This window comes from Stenotrophomonas sp. PS02298, from assembly GCF_029959445.1.
In the GTDB taxonomy this organism is placed as follows: domain Bacteria; phylum Pseudomonadota; class Gammaproteobacteria; order Xanthomonadales; family Xanthomonadaceae; genus Stenotrophomonas.
Genome location: NZ_JASCOR010000018.1, coordinates 1 through 20,549 on the forward strand (window position 1 = coordinate 1; position 20,549 = coordinate 20,549).

General features: G+C 64.9%; 20 protein-coding genes. 9 read left to right on the forward strand and 11 right to left on the reverse strand.

The annotated features are described in order from the left end of the window. Positions 1–76: 76 nt before the first annotated feature. The 3 genes from QMX78_RS04745 to ahpC all read right to left on the reverse strand — a co-directional run bounded on the left by QMX78_RS04745 (position 77) and on the right by ahpC (position 3,535). On the reverse strand, positions 77–1,009 hold the full coding sequence (locus tag QMX78_RS04745; protein ID WP_282267066.1) for a LysR substrate-binding domain-containing protein: 933 nt from the start codon (positions 1,007–1,009) through the stop codon (positions 77–79). 146 nt (positions 1,010–1,155) lie between these two features. Beyond that, the gene (gene ahpF / locus QMX78_RS04750) at positions 1,156–2,748 is read right to left on the reverse strand and encodes an alkyl hydroperoxide reductase subunit F (RefSeq protein WP_282267068.1); all 1,593 of its coding nucleotides are present in this window, start codon (positions 2,746–2,748) and stop codon (positions 1,156–1,158) included. Positions 2,749–2,971: 223 nt separating this feature from the next. Further along, complete coding sequence (ahpC, locus tag QMX78_RS04755; protein ID WP_282267071.1) at positions 2,972–3,535, reverse strand: alkyl hydroperoxide reductase subunit C; 564 nt, start codon at positions 3,533–3,535, stop codon at positions 2,972–2,974. A 299-nt stretch (positions 3,536–3,834) separates the two neighbouring features. On the opposite strand from ahpC, the gene prmC reads away from it, so the two are divergent. Further along, positions 3,835–4,677 carry a peptide chain release factor N(5)-glutamine methyltransferase gene (gene prmC, locus QMX78_RS04760; RefSeq protein ID WP_282267072.1) on the forward strand — a complete coding sequence of 281 codons (843 nt, stop codon included), beginning with the start codon at positions 3,835–3,837 and terminating at the stop codon, positions 4,675–4,677. Between the two features lie 167 nt (positions 4,678–4,844). Then, on the forward strand, positions 4,845–5,789 hold the full coding sequence (gene pip / locus QMX78_RS04765; protein ID WP_282267074.1) for a prolyl aminopeptidase: 945 nt from the start codon (positions 4,845–4,847) through the stop codon (positions 5,787–5,789). 324 nt (positions 5,790–6,113) lie between these two features. Here the strand turns inward: pip and QMX78_RS04770 are convergent, their stop codons facing one another. After that, a complete protein-coding gene (locus QMX78_RS04770; protein WP_282267141.1) occupies positions 6,114–7,001 on the reverse strand; it encodes a LysR family transcriptional regulator in 888 nt (295 codons plus the stop codon). A 105-nt stretch (positions 7,002–7,106) separates the two neighbouring features. Here QMX78_RS04770 and QMX78_RS04775 point away from each other — a divergent pair, with 105 nt between their 5' ends. Next, entirely contained in the window at positions 7,107–8,540 is a 1,434-nt protein-coding gene (locus QMX78_RS04775) for an MFS transporter (protein ID WP_282267076.1), read from the forward strand. After that, complete coding sequence (locus QMX78_RS04780; RefSeq protein WP_282267078.1) at positions 8,537–9,223, forward strand: hypothetical protein; 687 nt, start codon at positions 8,537–8,539, stop codon at positions 9,221–9,223. Before QMX78_RS04775 ends, QMX78_RS04780 begins: the two co-directional genes overlap by 4 nt. Positions 9,224–9,498: 275 nt before the next feature. On the opposite strand, the gene QMX78_RS04785 is transcribed toward QMX78_RS04780, so the two are convergent. Genes QMX78_RS04785 through QMX78_RS04800 form a run of 4 tightly spaced genes read right to left on the reverse strand, consistent with a single transcriptional unit; the run spans position 9,499 to position 12,365 of the window. Next, positions 9,499–10,314, reverse strand: coding sequence for an N-formylglutamate amidohydrolase (locus QMX78_RS04785; RefSeq protein ID WP_282267080.1), 816 nt, complete (start codon positions 10,312–10,314; stop codon positions 9,499–9,501). After that, a complete protein-coding gene (locus tag QMX78_RS04790; protein ID WP_282267082.1) occupies positions 10,307–10,858 on the reverse strand; it encodes an NUDIX hydrolase in 552 nt (183 codons plus the stop codon). The genes QMX78_RS04785 and QMX78_RS04790 overlap by 8 nt, the downstream gene beginning before the upstream one ends. After that, entirely contained in the window at positions 10,855–11,802 is a 948-nt protein-coding gene (locus QMX78_RS04795; RefSeq protein WP_282267143.1) for a 5'-3' exonuclease H3TH domain-containing protein, read from the reverse strand. The genes QMX78_RS04790 and QMX78_RS04795 overlap by 4 nt, the downstream gene beginning before the upstream one ends. Next, positions 11,790–12,365, reverse strand: coding sequence for a nitroreductase (locus tag QMX78_RS04800; protein WP_282267084.1), 576 nt, complete (start codon positions 12,363–12,365; stop codon positions 11,790–11,792). Before QMX78_RS04800 ends, QMX78_RS04795 begins: the two co-directional genes overlap by 13 nt. A 311-nt stretch (positions 12,366–12,676) precedes the next feature. Between QMX78_RS04800 and QMX78_RS04805 the strand changes: the two genes are divergently transcribed. Both QMX78_RS04805 and QMX78_RS04810 read left to right on the forward strand, forming a co-directional pair. Beyond that, positions 12,677–14,986 carry a DUF1631 domain-containing protein gene (locus QMX78_RS04805; RefSeq protein ID WP_282267085.1) on the forward strand — a complete coding sequence of 770 codons (2,310 nt, stop codon included), beginning with the start codon at positions 12,677–12,679 and terminating at the stop codon, positions 14,984–14,986. An 87-nt stretch (positions 14,987–15,073) separates the two neighbouring features. Next, the gene (locus tag QMX78_RS04810) at positions 15,074–16,177 is read left to right on the forward strand and encodes an NAD(P) transhydrogenase subunit alpha (protein WP_282267087.1); all 1,104 of its coding nucleotides are present in this window, start codon (positions 15,074–15,076) and stop codon (positions 16,175–16,177) included. A gap of 658 nt (positions 16,178–16,835) precedes the next feature. Here QMX78_RS04810 and QMX78_RS04815 read toward each other — a convergent pair. The 3 genes from QMX78_RS04815 to QMX78_RS04825 are packed head-to-tail and all read right to left on the reverse strand — an operon-like array spanning position 16,836 to position 18,144. After that, the gene (locus QMX78_RS04815; RefSeq protein ID WP_282267090.1) at positions 16,836–17,267 is read right to left on the reverse strand and encodes a DUF3106 domain-containing protein; all 432 of its coding nucleotides are present in this window, start codon (positions 17,265–17,267) and stop codon (positions 16,836–16,838) included. Beyond that, the gene (locus QMX78_RS04820) at positions 17,264–17,620 is read right to left on the reverse strand and encodes a hypothetical protein (RefSeq protein ID WP_282267092.1); all 357 of its coding nucleotides are present in this window, start codon (positions 17,618–17,620) and stop codon (positions 17,264–17,266) included. The genes QMX78_RS04815 and QMX78_RS04820 overlap by 4 nt, the downstream gene beginning before the upstream one ends. After that, positions 17,617–18,144: an RNA polymerase sigma factor gene (locus tag QMX78_RS04825; protein ID WP_282267093.1), complete on the reverse strand. Its 528-nt coding sequence runs from the start codon at positions 18,142–18,144 to the stop codon at positions 17,617–17,619. The genes QMX78_RS04820 and QMX78_RS04825 overlap by 4 nt, the downstream gene beginning before the upstream one ends. Before the next feature lie 162 nt (positions 18,145–18,306). Here QMX78_RS04825 and QMX78_RS04830 point away from each other — a divergent pair, with 162 nt between their 5' ends. Genes QMX78_RS04830 through QMX78_RS04840 form a run of 3 tightly spaced genes read left to right on the forward strand, consistent with a single transcriptional unit; the run spans position 18,307 to position 20,536 of the window. Then, positions 18,307–18,609, forward strand: a complete 303-nt coding sequence (locus tag QMX78_RS04830; protein WP_282267096.1) for an NAD(P) transhydrogenase subunit alpha — start codon at positions 18,307–18,309, stop codon at positions 18,607–18,609. Beyond that, entirely contained in the window at positions 18,606–19,103 is a 498-nt protein-coding gene (locus QMX78_RS04835) for a hypothetical protein (protein ID WP_282267099.1), read from the forward strand. The genes QMX78_RS04830 and QMX78_RS04835 overlap by 4 nt, the downstream gene beginning before the upstream one ends. Next, a complete protein-coding gene (locus tag QMX78_RS04840) occupies positions 19,100–20,536 on the forward strand; it encodes an NAD(P)(+) transhydrogenase (Re/Si-specific) subunit beta (RefSeq protein ID WP_282267101.1) in 1,437 nt (478 codons plus the stop codon). The genes QMX78_RS04835 and QMX78_RS04840 overlap by 4 nt, the downstream gene beginning before the upstream one ends. Positions 20,537–20,549 lie beyond the last annotated feature (13 nt).

A 20,549-nucleotide genomic window follows, 5' to 3' on the forward strand; every position in this document is an offset into this window, starting at 1 on the left:
GCGTAAGGGAGGGGGCAAGGCTTGGCTCCCTCCCTTACGCCGCAGGCGGAGGGGAGGGCCGGGGAGGGGTAAGCTCTTAAGGCTGAACCCGAGCAGCCTCCGCCGGCACCTCCAACAACCCCTCCGGCAGTTGCTTGAACAGCTGCGAGAACTGTTCCAGGAACGCGCCCATCGCCGAACTGCGGCGCCAGACCATGCCGATCCTGCGGTTCGGTTGCGGATTGCCGGCAAACGGGATCAACCGCACGTTCTCCGAACGCGCCACCGGCGGCTTCACCGCCAGCATCGGCAACAGGGTGACACCGACATTGGCTGCGACCATCTGCCGCAGGGTTTCCAGGCTGGTGGCCTGGAACTCGGATTTCTCCAGCGCGCCGGCCATATGGCAGACATCCAGTGCCTGATCGCGCAGGCAATGGCCGTCCTGCAGCAGCAGCAGGCGTTGGTCGGACAGGTCATCCAGTGTCAGTGATGGGTGGCTGGTCAGCGGATGACCTTCCGGCGCGGCCAGCACGAAGGGTTCCTCGAACAGGAACTCGGTGTGCAGCTGCTCGTCGGCGACTGGCAGGGCCAGCAGCGCAGCATCGAGCTGGCCATTGCGCAGCTGTGCCAGCAGCACATCGCTTTTCTCTTCGACCAACAACATCTCCAGCTGCGGGAAGCGCTGGCGAATCGCTGGCACCACATGCGGCAACAGGTAGGGGCCGAGGGTCGGGAAAATGCCAAGCCGCACGGTGCCAGCTTCCGGATCACGTGCGCGGCGGGCGGCTTCCTTCATCTGCTCTACTTCGGCCACGATGCTGCGCGCCCGCGCGGCGGCCTCGCGGCCGGCCGGGGTCAGCATCACCTTGCGCGGCGCGCGCTCCACCAGCGGCACGCCCAGCTCTTCTTCCAGCTTCTTGATCTGGGTGGACAGGGTGGGCTGGCTGACGAAGCTGGCTGCAGCGGCACGGCCGAAGTGTTTGTGCTCGGCCAGCGCCACCAGGTATTTCAGGTCACGAAGGTTCATGTCGGGCTCCCGGGTGTTTCCTTCTCCTGCGGGAGAAGGTGCCCCGAAGGGGCGGATGAGGGTTGGGCCAAGCCCAGGTTTTCCAAGATTGCAGAAGGTCTTACCCTCACCCCAACCCCTCTCCCGCAGGAGAGGGGCTTCTAGCTTCAGGCGGTTGCTGCCTCTACCGCTGCAGGCTGCAGCACCGGTGTACGGATCAGATGATCGAAGGCACTGAGCGCGGCAGTCGAACCGGCGCCCATCGCGATGATGATCTGTTTGTACGGCACCGTGGTGCAGTCGCCGGCCGCAAACACGCCCGGCACATTGGTCTGGCCGCGATCATCGATGATGATCTCGCCGCGACCGCTAAGCTCCACCGTGCCGCGCAGCCACTCGGTGTTCGGCAGCAGGCCGATCTGCACGAAGATGCCTTCCAGCTCGACCCGGTGCGAATCGCCACCGACGCGGTCGGTATAGACCAGGCCGTTGACCTTCTGGCCGTCGCCCAGCACTTCGGTGGTCTGTGCGTTGAGCACCACCTTCACGTTGGGCAGGCTGTTGAGCTTGGCCTGCAGCACCTGGTCGGCACGCAGCTTGCTGTCGAACTCGAATACGGTGACGTGGCTGACGATGCCGGCCAGATCGATGGCTGCTTCCACGCCGGAGTTGCCGCCGCCGATCACCGCCACGCGCTTGCCCTTGAACAACGGACCGTCACAGTGCGGGCAGTAGGCCACGCCCTTGTTGCGGTACTCGTCTTCCCCCGGCACGTTCATCTGCCGCCAGCGGGCGCCGGTGGACAGGATCACCGTCTTGGACTTCAGCGAAGCACCGTTCTCCAACTGCACTTCGACCAGGCCATCGGCACCGGCCGGCAACAGCTTGGCCGCGCGCTGCAGGTTCATGATGTCCACCTCGTACTCACGTACGTGTGCTTCCAGCGCAGCGGCCAGCTTCGGGCCTTCGGTGTGCTGCACCGAGATGAAGTTCTCGATCGCCATGGTGTCCAGCACCTGGCCACCGAAACGCTCGGCGGCAACGCCGGTGCGGATGCCCTTGCGTGCGGCATAGATCGCCGCCGCCGCACCGGCCGGGCCACCGCCCACAACCAGCACGTCGAATGCATCCTTGGCCTTGATCTTCTCGGCCTCGCGGGCAACGGCGCCGGTGTCGAGCTTGGCGACAATCTGCTCCAGGCTCATGCGGCCGGAATCGAACATCTCGCCGCCCTGGAACACCATCGGCACCGCCATCACCTGGCGCTGTTCAACTTCCTGCTGGAACGTGCCGCCCTCGATTACCGTGGTGCTGATCTTCGGGTTCAGGATCGCCATCAGCGCCAGCGCCTGCACCACGTCCGGGCAGTTGTGGCAGGTCAGTGACATATAGACGTCAAAGCTGTACTCGCCGTCGATCGCGGTGATGCTGTCGATGACGTCCTGCGCAACCTTCGGCGGATGGCCGCCGGTCCACAGCAGGGCCAGCACCAGCGATTCGAATTCGTGGCCCAGCGGCAGGCCGGCGAAACGCACGCCATGGTTCTGGCCTTCGCGGGCGATCACGAAGGAAGGCTTGCGCGCATCATCGCCGGAGCTGTCCAGCGAGATCTTGCCGCCGCCGGCCGCGACGATATCGTCAAGCAGGCCGCGCATGTCCTGGCTGGCGCTGCTGTCGTCGAGCGAGGCGATCAGGCGCAGTGGCTGGCGCAGCAGGCCCATGTACTGCTGCAGCTGGGTCTTGAGGCTGTCGTCGAGCACGGTCAACTCCTTCGTTGAGGCAAAGCGGGGGAGTGACGCCCCTGCATGAAGCGGGGCGCCAGTAGAAGTAGGGGTGAACCGCAGCGGGCTGCGTGGCGTGCGGGCGTGGTGCTGGCTGGCATCAACACGCTGCGGTTCACCCCCACGCCCGCCGCGAGGGCGGGGTGGGAGTGCCATGACGATGAACCTTGTATCTGGTTCATCACCACCGGCTGACTGGGACTTAGATCTTGCCGACCAGGTCCAGCGACGGGGTCAGGGTCTTTTCGCCTTCCTTCCACTTGGCCGGGCACACTTCGTTCGGGTGTGCGGCGGTGAACTGGGCAGCCTTCAGCTTGCGCAGGGTTTCGGACACGTCACGGGCGATCTCGTTGGAGTGGATCTCCGAGGTCTTGATCACGCCTTCCGGGTTGATCACGAAGGTGCCACGCAGGGCCAGGCCTTCTTCCGCAATGTGCACGCCGAAGGCGTTGGTCAGCTGGTGGGTCGGGTCGCCAACCAGCGGGAACTTGGCCTTGCCCACGGCCGGCGAGGTTTCGTGCCACACCTTGTGCGAGAAGTGGGTATCGGTGGTCACGATGTAGACCTCGGCACCAGCCTTCTGGAACTCGGCATAGTTGTCAGCGGCGTCTTCGATCTCGGTCGGGCAGTTGAAGGTGAAGGCTGCCGGCATGAAGATCAGGACCGACCACTTGCCCTTCAGCGATTCGTCGGTGACTTCAATGAACTTGCCGTTGTGGAACGCATTGACCTTGAACGGCTGGACCTGGGTGTTGATAAGGGACATGAAGTTTCCTCTTGGGTGTAGGGCGGGGTGAATCGTTGGAGCAAGACTAATAGGCAGGATCTAATAAAACAAATGAATTGGATGCATCGTATCAATAGATAAAGCCTATCAATTGATGCTCCGGAACTGCCTCAAGGCCTGATATCGGGTGCTTTGCGGGCTTTCCAAGCCATCCAGAGCCAAGCTGAACGGCGAGGCATAGACAGGACTAATCCCAGGGCAAGGATCATGGCGGTAGGCAGGGACGGGTGCGCTGACTATCCTCGCCCTCCTGAACGAACCCGCGAAGAGGTAAAGCAGTGTCCACGTTGAAGGTTGCCGAGCTGTTGCGGGAGGCTGCTGCACGCCTGCCGGGTGAAGATGCCCGCCATGAGGCCGAGCAGTTGCTGATCCACGTGCTGGGCGTGGAGCGGGCCTGGTTGTTCTCGCATGCCACCGACGAGGTGGATACCGACGCGGTGGAGCGTTTCGAGGTGCTGCTGGCGCGTCGTGCCGAAGGCCATCCGCTGGCCTATCTGACAGGCCGTCGCGGCTTCTGGACCCTGGACCTGCAGGTCAACACGGCGACCCTCATTCCGCGCCCGGAAACCGAGCTGCTGGTCGAGCAGGCGCTGGCACGGCTGCCGGCCGACGACATGGTGCGGGTGGCCGACATGGGCACCGGCAGTGGCGCGGTCGCCTTGTCGATCGCCAGTGAGCGGCCATTGGCGACGGTAATGGCGACCGACGTGCTCGGCCCGACCTTGGCGGTAGCGGTGAAGAACGCGCAGGCACATGGGCTGGAGAACGTGTGGTTCCGGCGCGGGCATTGGTATACCGCGCTGGGTGCGGATCGCTTCGACATGATTGTCAGCAACCCGCCGTATATCGCTGCGGGTGATCCGCATCTGGTTGAAGGTGATCTGCGTTTCGAGCCGCCGCCGGCCCTGGCCTCGGGTCCGGATGGTCTGGATGCGATCCGCGAGATTGTTGCTGGCGCGCACGAGCATCTGGTGCCCGGTGGTTGGCTGTTGATGGAGCACGGCTGGGATCAGGGTGACGCGATCCGCGCGCTGCTTGAGCAGGCAGGCTTTGTGGAAGCGCAGACAGTGCAGGATCTGGAACAGCGCGATCGGGTGACCTTGGGCCGTTGGCCTGGTTGAGGTTGTTGTTGCGGTGGGCCTTTGCGGTTGTTTCAGCTCGTCATTCCCGCGTAGGCGGGAATGACGGCACTTAGGCCAACGCCAACCCCTTCAACTCGCCGTGTCCTACAAACAAGACGCAAACACCGCTGCGCTAGACTAGCCGTCCTGTTCCCCGCGAGGCTGTCATGCGCACGCTCTACCCCGCCATCGAGCCCTACGATACCGGCACGCTCAAGGTCGACGACCGCCATACGCTGTACTTCGAACAATGCGGCAACCCCAACGGCAAGCCGGTGGTGATGTTGCACGGCGGCCCCGGTGGCGGCTGCAGCGACAAGATGCGCCAGTTCCACGACCCGTCCAAGTACCGCATCATCCTGTTCGATCAGCGTGGCTCGGGCCGTTCCACCCCGCATGCCGATCTGGTCGACAACACCACCTGGGATCTGGTCGCCGACATCGAGAAGTTGCGCGAGAAGCTCGGCGTCGACAGTTGGCAGGTATTCGGTGGCAGCTGGGGTTCAACGCTGGCATTGGCCTATGCCGAAACCCATCCGCAACGCGTGACCGAGCTGGTGCTGCGCGGCATCTTCATGCTGCGGCGCTGGGAGCTGGAATGGTTCTACCAGGAAGGCGCCAACCGCCTGTTCCCGGATGCCTGGGAGCATTACCTCAAGCCGATCCCACTGGTTGAGCGCCATGACCTGATCTCGGCCTTCCACCGCCGCCTGACCAGTGACGACGAGGCCACGCGCCTGGCTGCCGCCAAGGCATGGAGCGTGTGGGAAGGTGCCACCAGCTTCCTGCATGTGGACGACGATTTCGTCAACAGCCACGAAGACCCGCAGTTCGCACTGGCCTTCGCCCGCATCGAGAATCACTACTTCGTCAACGGTGGCTTCTTCGAGGTGGAAGACCAGTTGCTGCGCGACGCGCACAAGATCGCCCACATCCCGGGTGTGATCGTGCACGGCCGTTACGACGTGGTCTGCCCGCTGGCCAATGCCTGGGAACTGCACAAGGCCTGGCCGAAGGCGCAGCTGCAGATCAGCCCTGCGTCTGGCCACTCGGCATTTGAAGCCGAGAACGTCGACGCACTGGTGCGCGCCACCGACAGCTTCGCCGGCTGATAAGCGAGCCCCTGTAGTGCCGAGCATGGCCCGGCACTACCGCTTTGCTCCCTCCCTTTCGCGTAGCGAAGGGGAGGGCTGGGGAGGGGTGCTTTGGCTGGTGCTTTCAGCGCTTCGCGGCTGATGCTGTTCCTGCATTTGTCGGGTTGCTGGTAAGGCCCCTGCCGAGCATGGCTCGGCACTACATGTGAGGTCTGGCCAAAAAATCACCAGTGGTTGCCAGGGCTTGGTACACAAGGTCTGCGGGTTCTTATCCACAGCTTGTGTATGTGCCGGGACACAGCCTGTGTGGACAACGCGAGACAGCACCGGCGCTGTTGCGTTTCACCATTCGCCGGCCAACAAGGCTTCTGCCAGCACTTTCAGCTTGGGCGACACCTGCCGTGATGGCGGATAGACCAGCGACAGGGCGCGGGTTCGTCCTTCGTTGGCCTGCAACACGCGCTGCAAGCGCCCATCGGCCAGGGCGTCGGCGACGGCGAAGTCCATCACCTGGACGATGCCAATACCGGCCAAGGCGGCTTCCACCAACGGGTCACCGCTGTCGAACACCATCCGCGTCGGCGGGGTGAAGTCGTGCATCTGCCCATCCAGCGCCCGGAACTGCCAATCCACCAAGCGGCCACTGCGCAGATTGCGTACCGCCAGACAGGTGTGTTCCTGCAGCGCTTCCACGGTTGCAGGTTGGCCGTGGCGGGCGAGGTAGTCCGGTGCGGCAACCGTTACCCAGCGCAGCGGCCGCAAGGGTCTGGCCACCATTCGTACATCGCTGATCGGGCCGGTACGCAGGGCTGCGTCAAAACCTTCTTCGGCGAGGTCGACCAGGCGGTCATTGAGCACCAGTTCAAACTGCAGCTGTGGATGCGCGGCGATCAGTTTTCCGGCCAAGGGCACCAGTACCTTGCGGCCAAACATCGAGGGCGCGGTCAGCTTCAATACGCCTGAGGGAATACACGGGCGATCGCCCAGCTGGCGCTGTGCGTCTTCCAGTCCACTCAGTAGCGGCTGGCAGTGCTCGACGAACAGGCGCCCGTCCGGCGTCAGGCTGACGTTGCGGGTGTTGCGGTGGAGCAGACGTACGCCCAACGACTGCTCCAGCCGGCTGATCGCCCGCGACAGGCCGGATTGGCTGAGCCCAAGCTGCCCCGCGGCTACGGTGAAGCTGCGTGCGTCGGCGACCTGCACCAGCATGCGTACCGCGTTGAGGTCCATGGCATCCATTGATGCAAATCCGCATTACAAATATGCATGTATCATGATTTATCTGCGTCGCGTCATCAATAAGACTGTGCGCCCCCGTGTTTCTGGATTCAGGCAATGCAGGTTTCATCGTTACCACTCTCTGCCACACCGCGGCTGGCGCTTGCGCTGCTGGCTACGGCACAGCTGATCATCGCCCTGGACGCCACCATCATCTTCGTCGCCCTGCATGACATGGGGCGCGCACTGCAGATCAATGCGCAGCAGCTGCAATGGGTGGTCAGCGCCTACACCGTGGCCTTTGGTGGTTGCCTGTTGCTGGGTGGCCGCGCGGCCGATCTGCTCGGCAAGCGGCGTTTCTATCGAATTGGCATGGCCGTGTTCGCGTTGGCTTCGCTGGTTGGTGGTTTCAGCAGCAGCGCGTGGCTGCTGGTGGCGGCGCGCGCGGTGCAGGGCATCGGTGCGGCCTTGCTGTTCCCGGCCACCCTGGCCCTGATCAATACGCTGTATGCCGAAGGCGCGCCGCGCAACCGCGCGCTGGCGATCTGGAGCATGGCCAGTGCCGGTGGCCTTGCGTTGGGGACGCTGCTAGGAGGCGTGCTCACCCAGCAGTTCGGCTGGGCATCGGTGCTGCTGGTGATCGTGCCGATTGCCGGGGCCTGCGCAGTGCTGGGTGGCTATTGGTTGCCGTTGGACGGCCCGCGCGCGCGTGGTCGGTCGTTCGATCTCGCCGGCTGTTTCACGGTGACTGTCGGCGGCAGTCTGCTGGTCACCACCTTGGTGCAGGGGCCGGAATGGGGTTGGGCCGCACCGATAACGCTGGCTTGCCTGCTGCTGTCGTTGTTGTTGCTGGCAGCCTTCGTGCTGATTGAACGGCGCAGTGCCGATCCGTTGATGCACTTCGCCTTGCTGCGGGTACCCGGGCTGCGCGCCGCGATGTGGCTGACCATGTTGTTCATGAGCAGCTTCGGCGTGCAGTACTACTTCCTGGCGCTGTACTACCAGGATGGCTATGGCTGGAGCCCGTTGCAGGCAGGTATGGCGTTCCTGCCGCCGACGCTGGTGTGCACCGTCGGCATCCGCATCGCCGAGCGCATGTTGGCGGTACGTTCGCCACGGCAGGTGCTGGCGTGGGGCTTGGCGGCGGGGGCATTGGGAATTGCTGGCGTTGCCTTTGCATTGCCGCACGGTGCTGGTTACTGGCCGCTGCTGCCGGGCATCGTGCTGCTCAGCCTGGGCCAGGGCATGACCTGGACGGCAATGTGGATCGTGGCCGGGCAGGGCGTTCCTGCCGCGCAGCAAGGCGTGGCTTCCGGCATGGCGGCCACTGCGCAGCAGATCGGCGGTGCCCTGGGCCTGGCTGTGCTGGTGATGCTGGCCAATGCGGCACGTGCAACCGCACCGGCTGACAGCGCGCAGGCGCTGCAGGGATTGGTCCATGCGCAATATGGTGCTGCGCTGTTCGCCGCACTCGGCGTGGTGGTTGCATTGCGCCTGCGGCCGGCGCCGCTAGACTGCAGCTCCGCCGACTGCTTGCCAAGCGACGCATGATTGAACTGTTGGATCTCCGCCAGACCCTGGACAGCTTCGCCAGCTGCAACGACGACGATGAGGTGTGGGCGCGCTACGGCTGGGTCCACGCCAGTGATGGGGGTGCGCTCGGTGCTTCGTTCTGGCTTCCGGCCAGCGAAGCGGAAGCGTTCGACGATGATGAGTTGCCGACGGCGGCGCGTGCCTTGGGTCTTTCGAGTTTCCTGGAACCGGCGACCTTCGCCGATGTGCTCGATGTGCAGAAGCGCCAGCGTCCGCTGTCGACGCTGGAGGATTACGCAGCGGCACTGGATTATTACGCCGAGTACGATGCGTTCCTGCAGGTGCCGGGTATCGATGAGGCCTTGGGCGAGGCCGCGGAGGCCGAGCAGGAAGCCGCACGGGCGCTGGATGTCGGGCCCGGTATCTACGCCAGCTTCGATGTGGTGCTGGCGCAATGTCCTGCGCAGCATGTGAAGGATGCAGCGCGGCAGGTGGCGGTGTTGTTGGCGGTATCGATTGGCGAGGCTTTGGCTGCTTGCCGCGATCTGCCGGTGTGTCTGGGTGAACAGCTGGACCGGAAGCGCTGCGCCGGAATTGTCGCGGCCTTCGATGCCTTCGGCGTGCCGTTGCAGGTGCGAGGCTACAAACCCTTCCCGTGGTCAGCAGCGCCGACGCCGACGGTTGTTGTAGGAGCGGCGTAAGCCGCGAAGCTGGCAATGCATGATGCGAGGCATTGCAGTTGCCGGAAGCTGCATCGGCTTCGCGGCTTACGCCGCTCCCAAAAAAGCGTCAGCACCTGTAGTGCCGAGCCATGCTCGGCAGGGGCTCTACAAACGCAACGTCCGAGGCGTCATCAGCTTCGCGGCTTACGCCGCTCCCACAGAAGCGTCAGCACCTGTAGTGCCGAGCCGTGCTCGGCAGGGGCTCTACAAACGCAACGTCCGAGACGCCATCAGCTTCGCGGCTTACGCCGCTCCTACAACGCGCCGCGCGGTTCCTGCAGGGTGAGCAACATCGGCTGCAGGTTGCGGAATATCCGCTCCAGTCGCTCTGCCCAGGCCTGCTGCCCGGCCACATCTGCGATCAGGTCCTGGCGGATCTCCAGTTCCACATGCACCAGTCCGCGGCCTTCGCCATGCACCGGCACCGCATAGTCGCTGCTGCTGTTCACTGAGTACGGCTGGTTGTCGCCGACCACCAGGTCGCCTTCCTCGCGCAAGGCCTGCAGCAGTGCATGCGCGAAGCGCGTGTCCTGGTGATACAGCACGCCTGCATGCCATGGACGTTCCACGCCGGCCATCGCCCGGGTGAAACTGTGCATCATCACCAGCAGCGTTGGCATGGCCGCATCGCGGCGACGGTCCAGCTCGGCGTCGATGCGTGCATGGTAGGGCGCGTGGATCGCATCAATGCGCTGCTGGCGTTGCTGCGGATCAAGACCGCGATTGCCGGGAACAGCCGTGCCGTCACTGACTTCAGGAATCAGCGTCGGCGACACCAGCGGCCGGTTGCAGTCGATCAACAGCCGCGAATAGGTCTGTTCGATGGCCCAGGCGTCCAGGCGCTCGGCCAGGGCGCGGGTGGTGCCGGCGATGCCGATGTCCCAGCCTATGTGGCGGTCCAGTTCGGCCTGCGGCAAGCCCAGGTCCTGCAGCGCCTGCGGCACGCGCTGGCCGGCATGATCGGCCAGCAGCAGGAATGGTGAACCGCCGTGCGGGTTGTGCACGGTGTAAACCGCTGGATCATCGGCACCGAGCAGTTGGGCGACGCCTTGCAAGCCCGAGTCAGCCACGCGGACGCCCATCCAGATGGTGTTCGATCATCCACAGGCCGGCCCACAACTTCGCGTCCAGCTCATAGCCTTCACCCATCTTCTCGACCAGCCAGGCTGCAGCGCGTTGGCGAGGGATGCTGTGCACGGTGATGTCTTCGCTGGCATCGCCGCCGCCGTCGCCGACCTTGCGCAGGCCGGTGGCACGCACGAAGGCGATCTTCTCGCTGCTGGCGCCGGAGGACGTTGGGCCGATCATCAGCACTTCGGCCTGGTCGGCGGTCCAGCCGGTTTCCTCTTCCAGCTCGCGCACGGCTGAAACCTCGATGGATTCACCTGCATCGATATCGCCAACCAGCCCGGCCGGCATCTCGATGGTGCGCGCCTGCAGCGGCACGCGGAACTGCTCGACGAACAGCACTTCATCATCGGGGGTGACCGCGATGATGATCGCAGCCAGCCCGCCGGCATGGGTGCGCTCGCTGTACTCCCAGGTGCCGCGCACCAGCATGCGCTGGTATTTGCCTTCGTAGACGACGCGGGGTTCAGCAGTGTTCTGGCTCATGCGAACTCGTTGGCTGGAGTGGAAGGGGATTGCAGGCCGGCCGCAGTCATCAGCCGGCGCCGGGTCATCGGGCCGAACCGAAGCGCCTCGCACAGCCCGCCGAGCATGTCGCCGTCGCCATTGGCGCGCACGAAGCCGCCAGCGGCGTTGTGCAGCGGTGCGTTCAAGGCAACCGTGGTCAGCTGGCGAAACAGGAGCGCCTGCTCGCGTTGCTCACGCAACCGCACCGCCATGGTGGCGGCACCGCGCAGGCGCAGGAACGGCACTTCGTCGATGCGTTCGAGCAGGGCATCCATCGTGCCGAAGTGGGCCAGCAGCACCGCCGCCGATTTGGCGCCTATGCCGGAGACGCCGGGGATGTTGTCCACTGCATCGCCGCTCAACGCAAGGTAGTCGGCGACCTGGTGGGCGTGCACGCCTTGCCGTGCCTTCACCCCGTCCGCGCCCCAGCGCTGGTTGCGGGCGTAGTCCCATTGTTCGTCGTGTTCCAGCAGCAGCTGCGACAAGTCCTTGTCGGCCGAGACGATGACCCCGCGCAGGCGGCCGCGGCTGGCATGCAGGGCGCTGCCGATCAGGTCGTCAGCCTCGTATTCGCGGTCGGCCAGTACTTCCAGGTCCAAGGCGGCGCACAGCGCCTTGCAATGGGCGAACTGGCGGCGCAGTTCCTCCGGGGCCGGATCACGGTTGGCCTTGTAGGCCGGATACAGCGCGTGGCGGAAACAGCTGTCCAGCGCTTCGTCGAAAGCCACCGCGATGTGCTGCGGGCGCTCGCGCTCCAGCAGGTCGAGCAGGAAGCGGGCAAAACCGTGAACTGCGTTCACCGGCCATCCCTGTGCATCCTGGAACTCGTCGGGGATCGAGTGCCAGGCGCGGAACACATACAAACTGGCGTCGATCAGGTAAAGCGGCTGCAGCGGGGTATTGGCAGCCGTCACGGCTGCCAGTCCTGCAGCAGCGCGGCCGGATCGGGGCGCTCGCGGTCGGGGACGGCGATCTTCGGGGTGCCGATATGGATGAAGCCGACGATCTGTTCGTTGCTGGCCAGGCCCAGATGGCGGGCGACTTCGGGGTCGCTGCTCATCCACGCGGTCAGCCACTGCGCGCCGAAGCCAACGCCCTGCGCGGCCTGCAGCAGCGCGAAGCAGGCGCAGCCGGCGGTGAGCAGCTGCTCCTGCATGGGCACCTTGGGGTTGTCCTGCAGGCGGGCGATCACGGTGATGATCAGCGGCGCATGCGAGAAGCGTTTGCGGTCCTTCTCGACCGCCGCGTCAGATGCATTGGGGTCGCGTTGGCGGCTGCGCTGGGCCAGGAACTCACCCAGGGCGTGGCGGGCGTCGCCCTGCAGGCGCAGGAAGCGGAACGGCACCATCTTGCCGTGATCCGGTACCCGGACGGCCGATTGCAGCATGCGCAGCTGCGTGGCGTGGTCCGGCGCTGGCTCGCCCAGTTGCAGGGAGGGCACCGAATGGCGCTGATCCAGCGCTTGCAGGAAGCAGTTGTCGGACATGGTTCACAGGGGCTGAGGTGGCCACTGATTATAGACGCCGCCCATGTACCGGCCGTTTAGCGTAGATCAGGGTCGGTTTTGTGCGCTGTGTCGTGTGCCCTGAACGAGCTACGGGTCGCTAATAATCGCCGACACGCTTAGCATTGCTGGTAATGCGGGGAAGGGCTCATGAGGTAGGAAGTGCGTACTGCATCACTGACCCTGTTCATCTTCTCCGCCTACCATGCGCGTGCGGATTCAGGGGCCGCGTCTGCATTTCCTCAATCGTTTACAAGAAGATCAGCGCCTGTATGGGTGTGGAGCCTTTGCGCATGATGTCCAGTCCGCATCCCGCCGGTCAGCCCGGTCGCAACCAGAACCTGCTTGGCGTGGCCCGCGAGGCTGCCCTGCCTGTGCTGTCACAGGCTTTCGCCAAGGTGCTGGCGGGGTTTGACGATGCCTTGTTCGACCGTGCGGAGACGGCGGGCTCGTCGCAGCTGGCATTCCTGGACGGCATGCGCGAGCTGCGCCGCCGTCGCGATGAGATCTCGCGCCGCTTCGACTCGCACCTTCAGCAGGCCTGGGCCGCGCTGGAAGCAGGCACCCCGCAGTCGGCGGAAACCGTACTGGCCGGGCAGAGCGATGGCGGTCTGAGCCTGGTGCCCGAGCATATTCTTGAGTCACGCTTGGCCGTGCGCAATTTTGCGACCGTGCTGCTGCGTGACTGGAAGCAGGTATTGCAGCGCATCGATCACCGCCTGGCCTGGGTGGCCGGGGTGGCGGCGCTGGATGCCGATACCAACCCGATCGGCCCGGAACACATTGGTGTTGCCGTGCACGAGGCGTTCTATACCTGCGACCTGGCCGCAGAAGTGCGGTTGGTGCTGTTCAAGCTGTGCGAGCGTGAGTTTGCGGCCGGTATCGGCAAGCTCTACCAGGCAGTAGACGAGCGACTGGCTCAGGCCGGTGCGGCCCCCGAGATCGCTGCACCACGTCGCTCCGCACCGCAGCGCACGCCTGCTGAACAGATGGAGCAGGCTGCACAGGAAGAAGAGGACGGGTTTGACCCGGGTCACGCGCCGATGTGGGCGCGGCGCTTTTCCGAGCGTTGGAGCCAGCGCCGTGGCAGCATGGCCGGCCAGGCTGCCGCGCAGGCAGCGGCGGGCTTCGAGGCCGAACAGGCCTTCGGCAATCCACAGAACATGGTGCTGGAAGCACTGCACGAATTGCTGGCGCAGAGCCGGCAGACCCGTGAAGGTGCCTCAGCATCTTCAGCGGACGCGGGGCAAGCCGGCGCTAGCCATCAGCGTTCCTTGAACCAGCGCGAGATGATGTCGGTGTTGTCGCTGCTGCAGGCCACGCCCAGCGCAACCCTGCGCGCGGCGGTGGGCGAGGACGGTGAATCGCTGGCGCAGCGGCTCAAGAGTGAAGTGCTGTCCGGCGCGACGCGGCTGGGCGTTGATCCGCAGCAGACGCATCTGGACCCGCAGGACGAGGATGCGATCGACCTGGTCGGCATGCTGTTTGATGTGATGTTGGACGAGCGGGACCTTGAGGGCCGCTCGCGCGAGTTGATCGGCCGGCTGGTAGTTCCTTTCGTCAAGGTCGCCATGCTCGACCGGCGCATGTTCGTGCAGAAGACCCATCCCGCACGCAAGTTGCTCAATTCGCTGGCCGAGGCCTGCGAGGGCAATGCCGGTGAAAGCCAGGCCGAGCGCGCGCTGATGGGCAAGGTTGAGGAAATCATTGAACGGCTGACCGCCGAGTTCAACGAGAACCTGGCGATCTTCCTTACCCTGGAAGAAGAATTCCGCGACTTCCTCGCGCAGCACCGTCGTCGTGTTGAAATCACCGAACGGCGTGCCGCGGAAACCCAGCGCGGCCAGGAAAAGCTCGAGGTTGCACGTAATCGTGCCAGCGCCGAGCTGGACAAGCGTGTCGCCGATACCAGCCTGCCCAAGGCCATCGAAGACTTCCTTCGCCAGCCCTGGAACCACCATCTCACCCTTACCCTGCTGCGCGAAGGTGACGAAGGCGAGGGCGTGACCGAAGCCTTGAAGCTGGCAGACGACGTGCTGGAGGAAGTGGCCGAGGCGCGCCGTCATATCGTTGGCAAGCCGTGGTTGCAGTCCTGCCAGCCGGGTCTGCGCAAGGTGTTTGCCAGTGTCGGCCTGCATGGCGACGGCGGCACCACGGCCATCGATGCCTTGCATGACACCTTGCAGTCCGTCGCCGAGCTGCGCCCGGAGCTCGAGCGTGCGTTGCCGGAGCTGCCACCGGTTGCCCTGCCCACGCCACCAGCGCCGGAAACGCCGGCCATCGAGTTTGGCAGTGCGACCAAGGCCGAAGATTTTGACGACACCGATGCCGAGCGTTTCCGGCGAATGGAGATTGGTACCTGGCTGGATTTCATCGACAAGGACGGCAAGATGCAGGCCGGCAAGTTGTCGTGGGTGAGCCCGATCTCCTCGCGACTGCTGTTCGTCAACCGTCGCGGCATCCGCTTCTGCGTGGCCTCGCCGGAAGAGCTGGCGGTGATGGTGCGCCTGGAACGGCTGCGTCCGCATGTGGATGACGGCGCCTTCGACAGCGCCATGCAAGGCGTGATCGACCGCCTTGAGCCGCAGGGCGCGGCGCACTGACCGCAGACCGGCAGGCCAGGGCCTGCCGCACAGGGCATCGGCTTTGCTACGATCCGGCGGTTGATCCGCTGCGCATCGAGGACTGGAATGGCCGTAGATGTCTTGGTATTGAAGGAAACCGCTGAGGGCGAGCGACGCGTTGCCGCCACGCCGGAAACGGTGAAGAAGCTTGTTTCAGCCGGCGCGCAGGTACACCTGCAGGCCGGCGCCGGTACGGCCGCGGGCTTCCCCGACCAGGCCTATGTGGATGCAGGTGCACAGCTGGGTGACGCGTTGGAAGGCGCGGACCTGGTGTTGTGTGTACAGGCGCCATCCTTGTCCAGCATTGCCCGCTTGAAGACGGGTGCGGTGCTGGTGGGCGGCGTGCAGCCTGAAGCCGATCCCGCGCGTGCGGCCGCACTGCAGGCGCGACAGCTGCAGACCTTTCCGCTGGAACGATTGCCGCGTACAACCCGTGCGCAGGCGATGGATGTGCTCAGCTCGCAGGCCGGCATGGCCGGCTACAAGGCGACCCTGATCGCCGCGCAGCTGGCGCCGCGCTTCTTCCCGATGCTGACCACCGCCGCAGGCACCATCCGCCCGTCCAAGGTATTGATCGTTGGCGCTGGCGTTGCAGGCCTGCAGGCGGTTGCCACGGCCAAGCGCCTGGGTGCAGCGGTCGAGGGCTTCGATGTGCGCCCGGAAACCCGTGAGCAGATTGAGTCGCTGGGCGGCAAATTCCTGGATCTGGGCGTCAGTGCGGCAGGTGAAGGCGGTTACGCGCGGCAGCTGACCGATGACGAGCGCGCTGAACAGCAGCGACGCTTGGCCGAGCATCTGAAAGGCGTGGACGTGGTGGTCTGCACTGCGGCCGTGCCGGGGCGTCCGGCGCCGAAAATCGTCACCGCGGCGATGGTGGCGGGCATGCGCCCGGGCAGCGTGATTGTCGATCTGGCTGCGGAAACCGGTGGCAACTGTGAAGCCACCCAGCCGGGCCAGACCATTGAGGTTGGTGGCGTGACCGTCGCCGGTCCGCTCAACCTGGCCAGCATGGGTGCGGTGCACGCAAGCGAGATGTTCGCCCGCAACGTCTACAACTTCGTGGCCTTGTTCCTGAAGGACGGCAAGGTGTCGTTCGACTGGAATGACGAGTTGCTGGCCAAGACCGTGTGGCCGCCGCGCCCCGCTGGGGGCGAGATTCCGCCGGTCTGAGCCATCCGACCGGGCTGGGTAGAGCCGGGCCATGCTCGGCAGGGGCTCTACCTGGAAACCACCTTGTAGGAGCGGCGTAAGCCGCGAAGCCGATCATCCATCGGGATGCAGGCGCCTGCGTTTATTTCATTGAAGTCAGCTTCGCGGCTTACGCCGCTCCCACAAGGGTGCTGGTATTGCCTGGAAAGCCCCTGCCGAGCATGGCTCGGCACTACAGGGCTGGATCGGCCCCGGCTTTAGCCCCTCTCCCGCATACGGGAGAGGGGTTGGGGTGAGGGCGGCTTTTCGCTGCTAAAGCCCCTGCCGAGCATGGCTCGGCACTACAGGGCTGGATGGGCCCCGGCTTTAGCCCCTCTCCCGCATGCGGGAGAGGGGGTGGGGTGAGGGCGGCTTTTCGCTGGGAAAGCCCCTGCCGAGCATGGCTCGGCACTACAGGGCTGGATCGGCCCCGGCTTTAGCCCCTCTCCCGCGTGCGGGAGAGGGGTTGGGTGAGGGCGGCTTTTCGCTGCTAAAGCCCCCGCCGAGCATGGCTCGGCACTACAGGGCTGGATTGGCACTGGCTTTAGCCCCTCTCCCGCATGCGGGAGAGGGGTTGGGGTGAGGGCGGCTTTTCGCTGGGAAAGCCCCTGCCGAGCATGGCTCGGCACTGCCGACGGGATCAGCGCGGGGAGCGAGCCGCTGGCGGGTTGGCCTGCACCCATTGCCGGCGCTGTTCCGGGCTCATCCTGTTCCACTGCTCGCGCAGCTGCTGGCGCTGGTCCTTGTCCATGCCGCGCATCTTGTCGAACAGCGCCTGCGCGTCGCGGCGCTGGTCCGGCGACATGTTCTCGAAACGGTGCATGCCGCGACGGGCCTGCTCGCGCTGCGCCGGGGTCATCTGCTGCCAGCTGCGGGCATGCTCATAGCTGCGTTGGCGGCGATCGGGGGAGGAGCTGTTCCAGCGATCCCGCACCGGTGCGATCAGGGTCTCGCGCTGGGCGGGGGTCAGCTGGTCCCATTCGGGCAACTGTTGCTGGGCGATAGCAGGGACGCTGGCACAGATCAACAGCAACGGCAGCAGGTAGGACAGCAAGGTTTTCATCATCGTCATTCCATCGCCAGATTGTCGGAGCCCAGCCACAGGTACAGCTCCGGGCTTTCGTCGAACAGCAAGCTGTCGTCAGCGTCAGCGTCAACGTTCTGGCTGGCGATCAGGGGCGCAGCAGGTGGCTGCGTGCTGTGGTTGAACTGCATCGCTACCGGCACGGCCAGCAGCGCCGAGCAGGCGGTCGCCAGCCACCAGCGATGGCGGCGCCATACCGATGGTGTGCTCGCCGTGCCGGCCTGCTGCCGGGCCTGCCGCAGCCGCGCCAGGGTGGCGGGAGACAGCGCGGCATCGGCACGCTGCTGCAGCTGCCGGGCCTGATGGTCGAATGCTTCGGGATGTGTGGGCAGGCGGTTCACCGCGTGGCCTCCAGTTGTTTCTGCAATGCGTCGCGTGCGCGCGACAGGTGGGTTTTTACCGAGCCTTCCGAGCAGCCCATGGCTTTGGCGGTGGTGGCCACGTCCAGTTCCTGCAGCACGCGCAGGCTGAAGGCTTCGCGCTGGCGGGCCGGCAGCTGCCGCAGGGCCTGCACCAGCTGCGCGTACTCGCGCTGTTGTTCATGGGTCTGCGCAGGGCCCAGTGCTTCGTCGGCCCAGTCGATGGTGCTGTCCTGGTCGTGGTCTTCCTGGGGTACCCAGAACTTCAGGCGGAAGCTGCGGCGGCGCTGCAGGTCGATGATGCGCCGGCGCAGGATGCTCCAGAACAAGGCCGTCCATTCCTCCGCGGGCCGCTCGCGATAGCCCAGCATGCGCTCCATGGCGTCCTGTACCGCGTCCAACGCATCGTCGCGCTGGCGCAGGCCGGCCTCGGCGAAACGGAACGCGCGCGGGCCGATGCCCGCCAGGAACGCGTCCAGCGAGGCGGGTACAGCAACAGGCGGCATCAAGGGTGGGCTGGTCACCAGCACAGGGTAGCGTCCCGATCGTGGTCTCTGGGAGTGATAACGCACGGGTGCGGAATCGGTTGACAACGCAACGGTCGCGCCGGCTTCGGCCAGATGGTTATGATGCCGGACAGGCGCTTCCAGCCTCGGAGAGACCAAGCAATGAGCGACGGGTTCGTAGCGTTGTACATCTTCATGCTGGCAGCGATTGCCGGCCACGTGATCATCTCGCGGGTGCCGGTGATCCTGCACACACCGTTGATGTCCGGTTCCAACTTCATCCACGGCATCGTGTTGATCGGTGCGATGGTGGTGCTCGGCCATGCCGATACCACGCTGGAGAAGGTCATCGGCTTCATCGCCGTGGCCCTGGGCGCAGGCAATGCGGCCGGCGGTTATGTGGTGACCGAGCGCATGCTGGATATGTTCAAGAGCTCGAAGAAGCCGGAAGGGAAGGACAAGTGAGTTCTTCCACTGGTATTGCGGGCGGTTCCTCCATCGGCGCGCGGCAGGTTTTCCAGTGGCTCAGCTACCTGCAGTATCCGGCGTTGCTGGTGGCTTTCGCCTATGCGGCACGGCCGCTGTTCAATGGCATGGAGGGCGCGCTTGATGCCTACAACAGCGCACTGCTGTATGCGGGTGTGGGCGTGGGCATGTCCTCGCTGCAGGACCCGTCCAAGACCCAGAACAACATGTCGAAGAAAGTCTGGCAGGACCCGCGCAAGGGTGGCCTGATGCTGTGGCTGCTCAGCGCGCAGGCACTGCTGCCGATCGTGCTGGGATTGCTGGGCGCCGCGCTTGCGCCGACCACGGCCTTGTCGCAACTGGCGCTGGGCATGGTGGCATTCGGGCTGGGCATGATCGGCCTGCTCAAGACCGCCATTGAAATGCGCGAGCACCATCGCCTCGACAAGCAGGCTGCTTGCCACTCCGACACGGCTCTGGAGGCCGATGCATGAGCATATCGATCCTGGTCAATACGAGTTACCTGGTTGCCGCGACGCTGTTCCTGCTCGGCCTGCAGCGCATGGCCTCGCCCAAGACCGCGCGCAGTGGCATCCAATGGGCTGGCGCGGGCATGTTGATCGCGACTGCAGCGACGTTCTTCCTGCCTGGCCTGCATAACCTCGCGCTGATCGCGGTTGCCCTTGTGCTGGGTACCGGCTTGGCCTGGGTATCGGCGAAGAAAGTGGCCATCACCGACATGCCGCAGATGGTCGCGCTTTACAACGGCATGGGTGGTGGTTCGGCGGCGGCGATTGGTGCGGTGGAGCTGCTGCGCTTTTCCGAGCTGGCCAACCGCGACACCAGCCATTGGAGTGCACAGGCCATCGCCGATCTGTCGGCGCGGTTGCCGTCGAATACGGTGCTGGCGCTGGCGGTGATTGGTTCGGCGATCGGCGCGGTATCGCTGTCCGGGTCGATCATTGCCTGGGCAAAGCTTGATGGTCGCTTGGACAAGCGCGTCACCTTCCCGGGGCAGCAGGTTTTCAATCTGCTGGTCGCTGTCGCGATGGTGGTGCTGGGTGCATGGGCGGCAATCAGCCTGCAGCCGGTGGCGATCATCAGCTTCTTCGTGGTCGCCTTGGCGCTGGGCGTGCTGATGACGCTGCCGATTGGCGGTGCCGACATGCCTGTGGTGATTTCGCTGTACAACGCGTTCACCGGCCTTGCTGTGGCGTTTGAAGGTTACGTGCTCGGCAACGAGGCATTGATCATCGCCGGCATGATGGTTGGTGCGGCCGGTATCCTGCTGACCCGCTTGATGGCCAAGGCGATGAACCGTCCCATCAGCGGTGTGTTGTTCTCCAACTTCGGTGGCGGCGGCCAGGGCGCGGAAATCAGCGGCTCGCAGAAGCCCATCGAGGCAGCCGATGTCGCGGCGATGATGGCCTTCGCCGAGCGCGTGGTGATCGTGCCCGGTTACGGCATGGCGGTGGCGCAGGCCCAGCACAAGATCTGGGAGCTGGCGCAGCGCCTGATCGAACGCGGGGTCAAGGTGAAGTTCGCGATCCATCCGGTGGCCGGGCGCATGCCCGGTCATATGAACGTGCTGCTGGCCGAGGCCGGCGTGCCGTATGACCTGATCGCCGACATGGACGACATCAATCCGGAGTTTGCCAACACCGACGTGTCGCTGGTGATCGGTGCCAACGACGTGGTCAACCCGGTCGCCAAGACCGACCCGACCAGTCCGATCTACGGCATGCCGATCCTGGATGTGGTCAATTCCAGGAACACCATCGTCATCAAGCGCGGCAAAGGTACCGGTTTTGCCGGGATCGAGAACGCGCTGTTCTACGCGGACAACACCCGCATGTTGTACGGCGATGGTGCCGAGGCGGCCAGCGCCCTGGTCAGCGAACTCAAGGCGCTGGACGGCGGGCATTGATACCGCTGGGTGG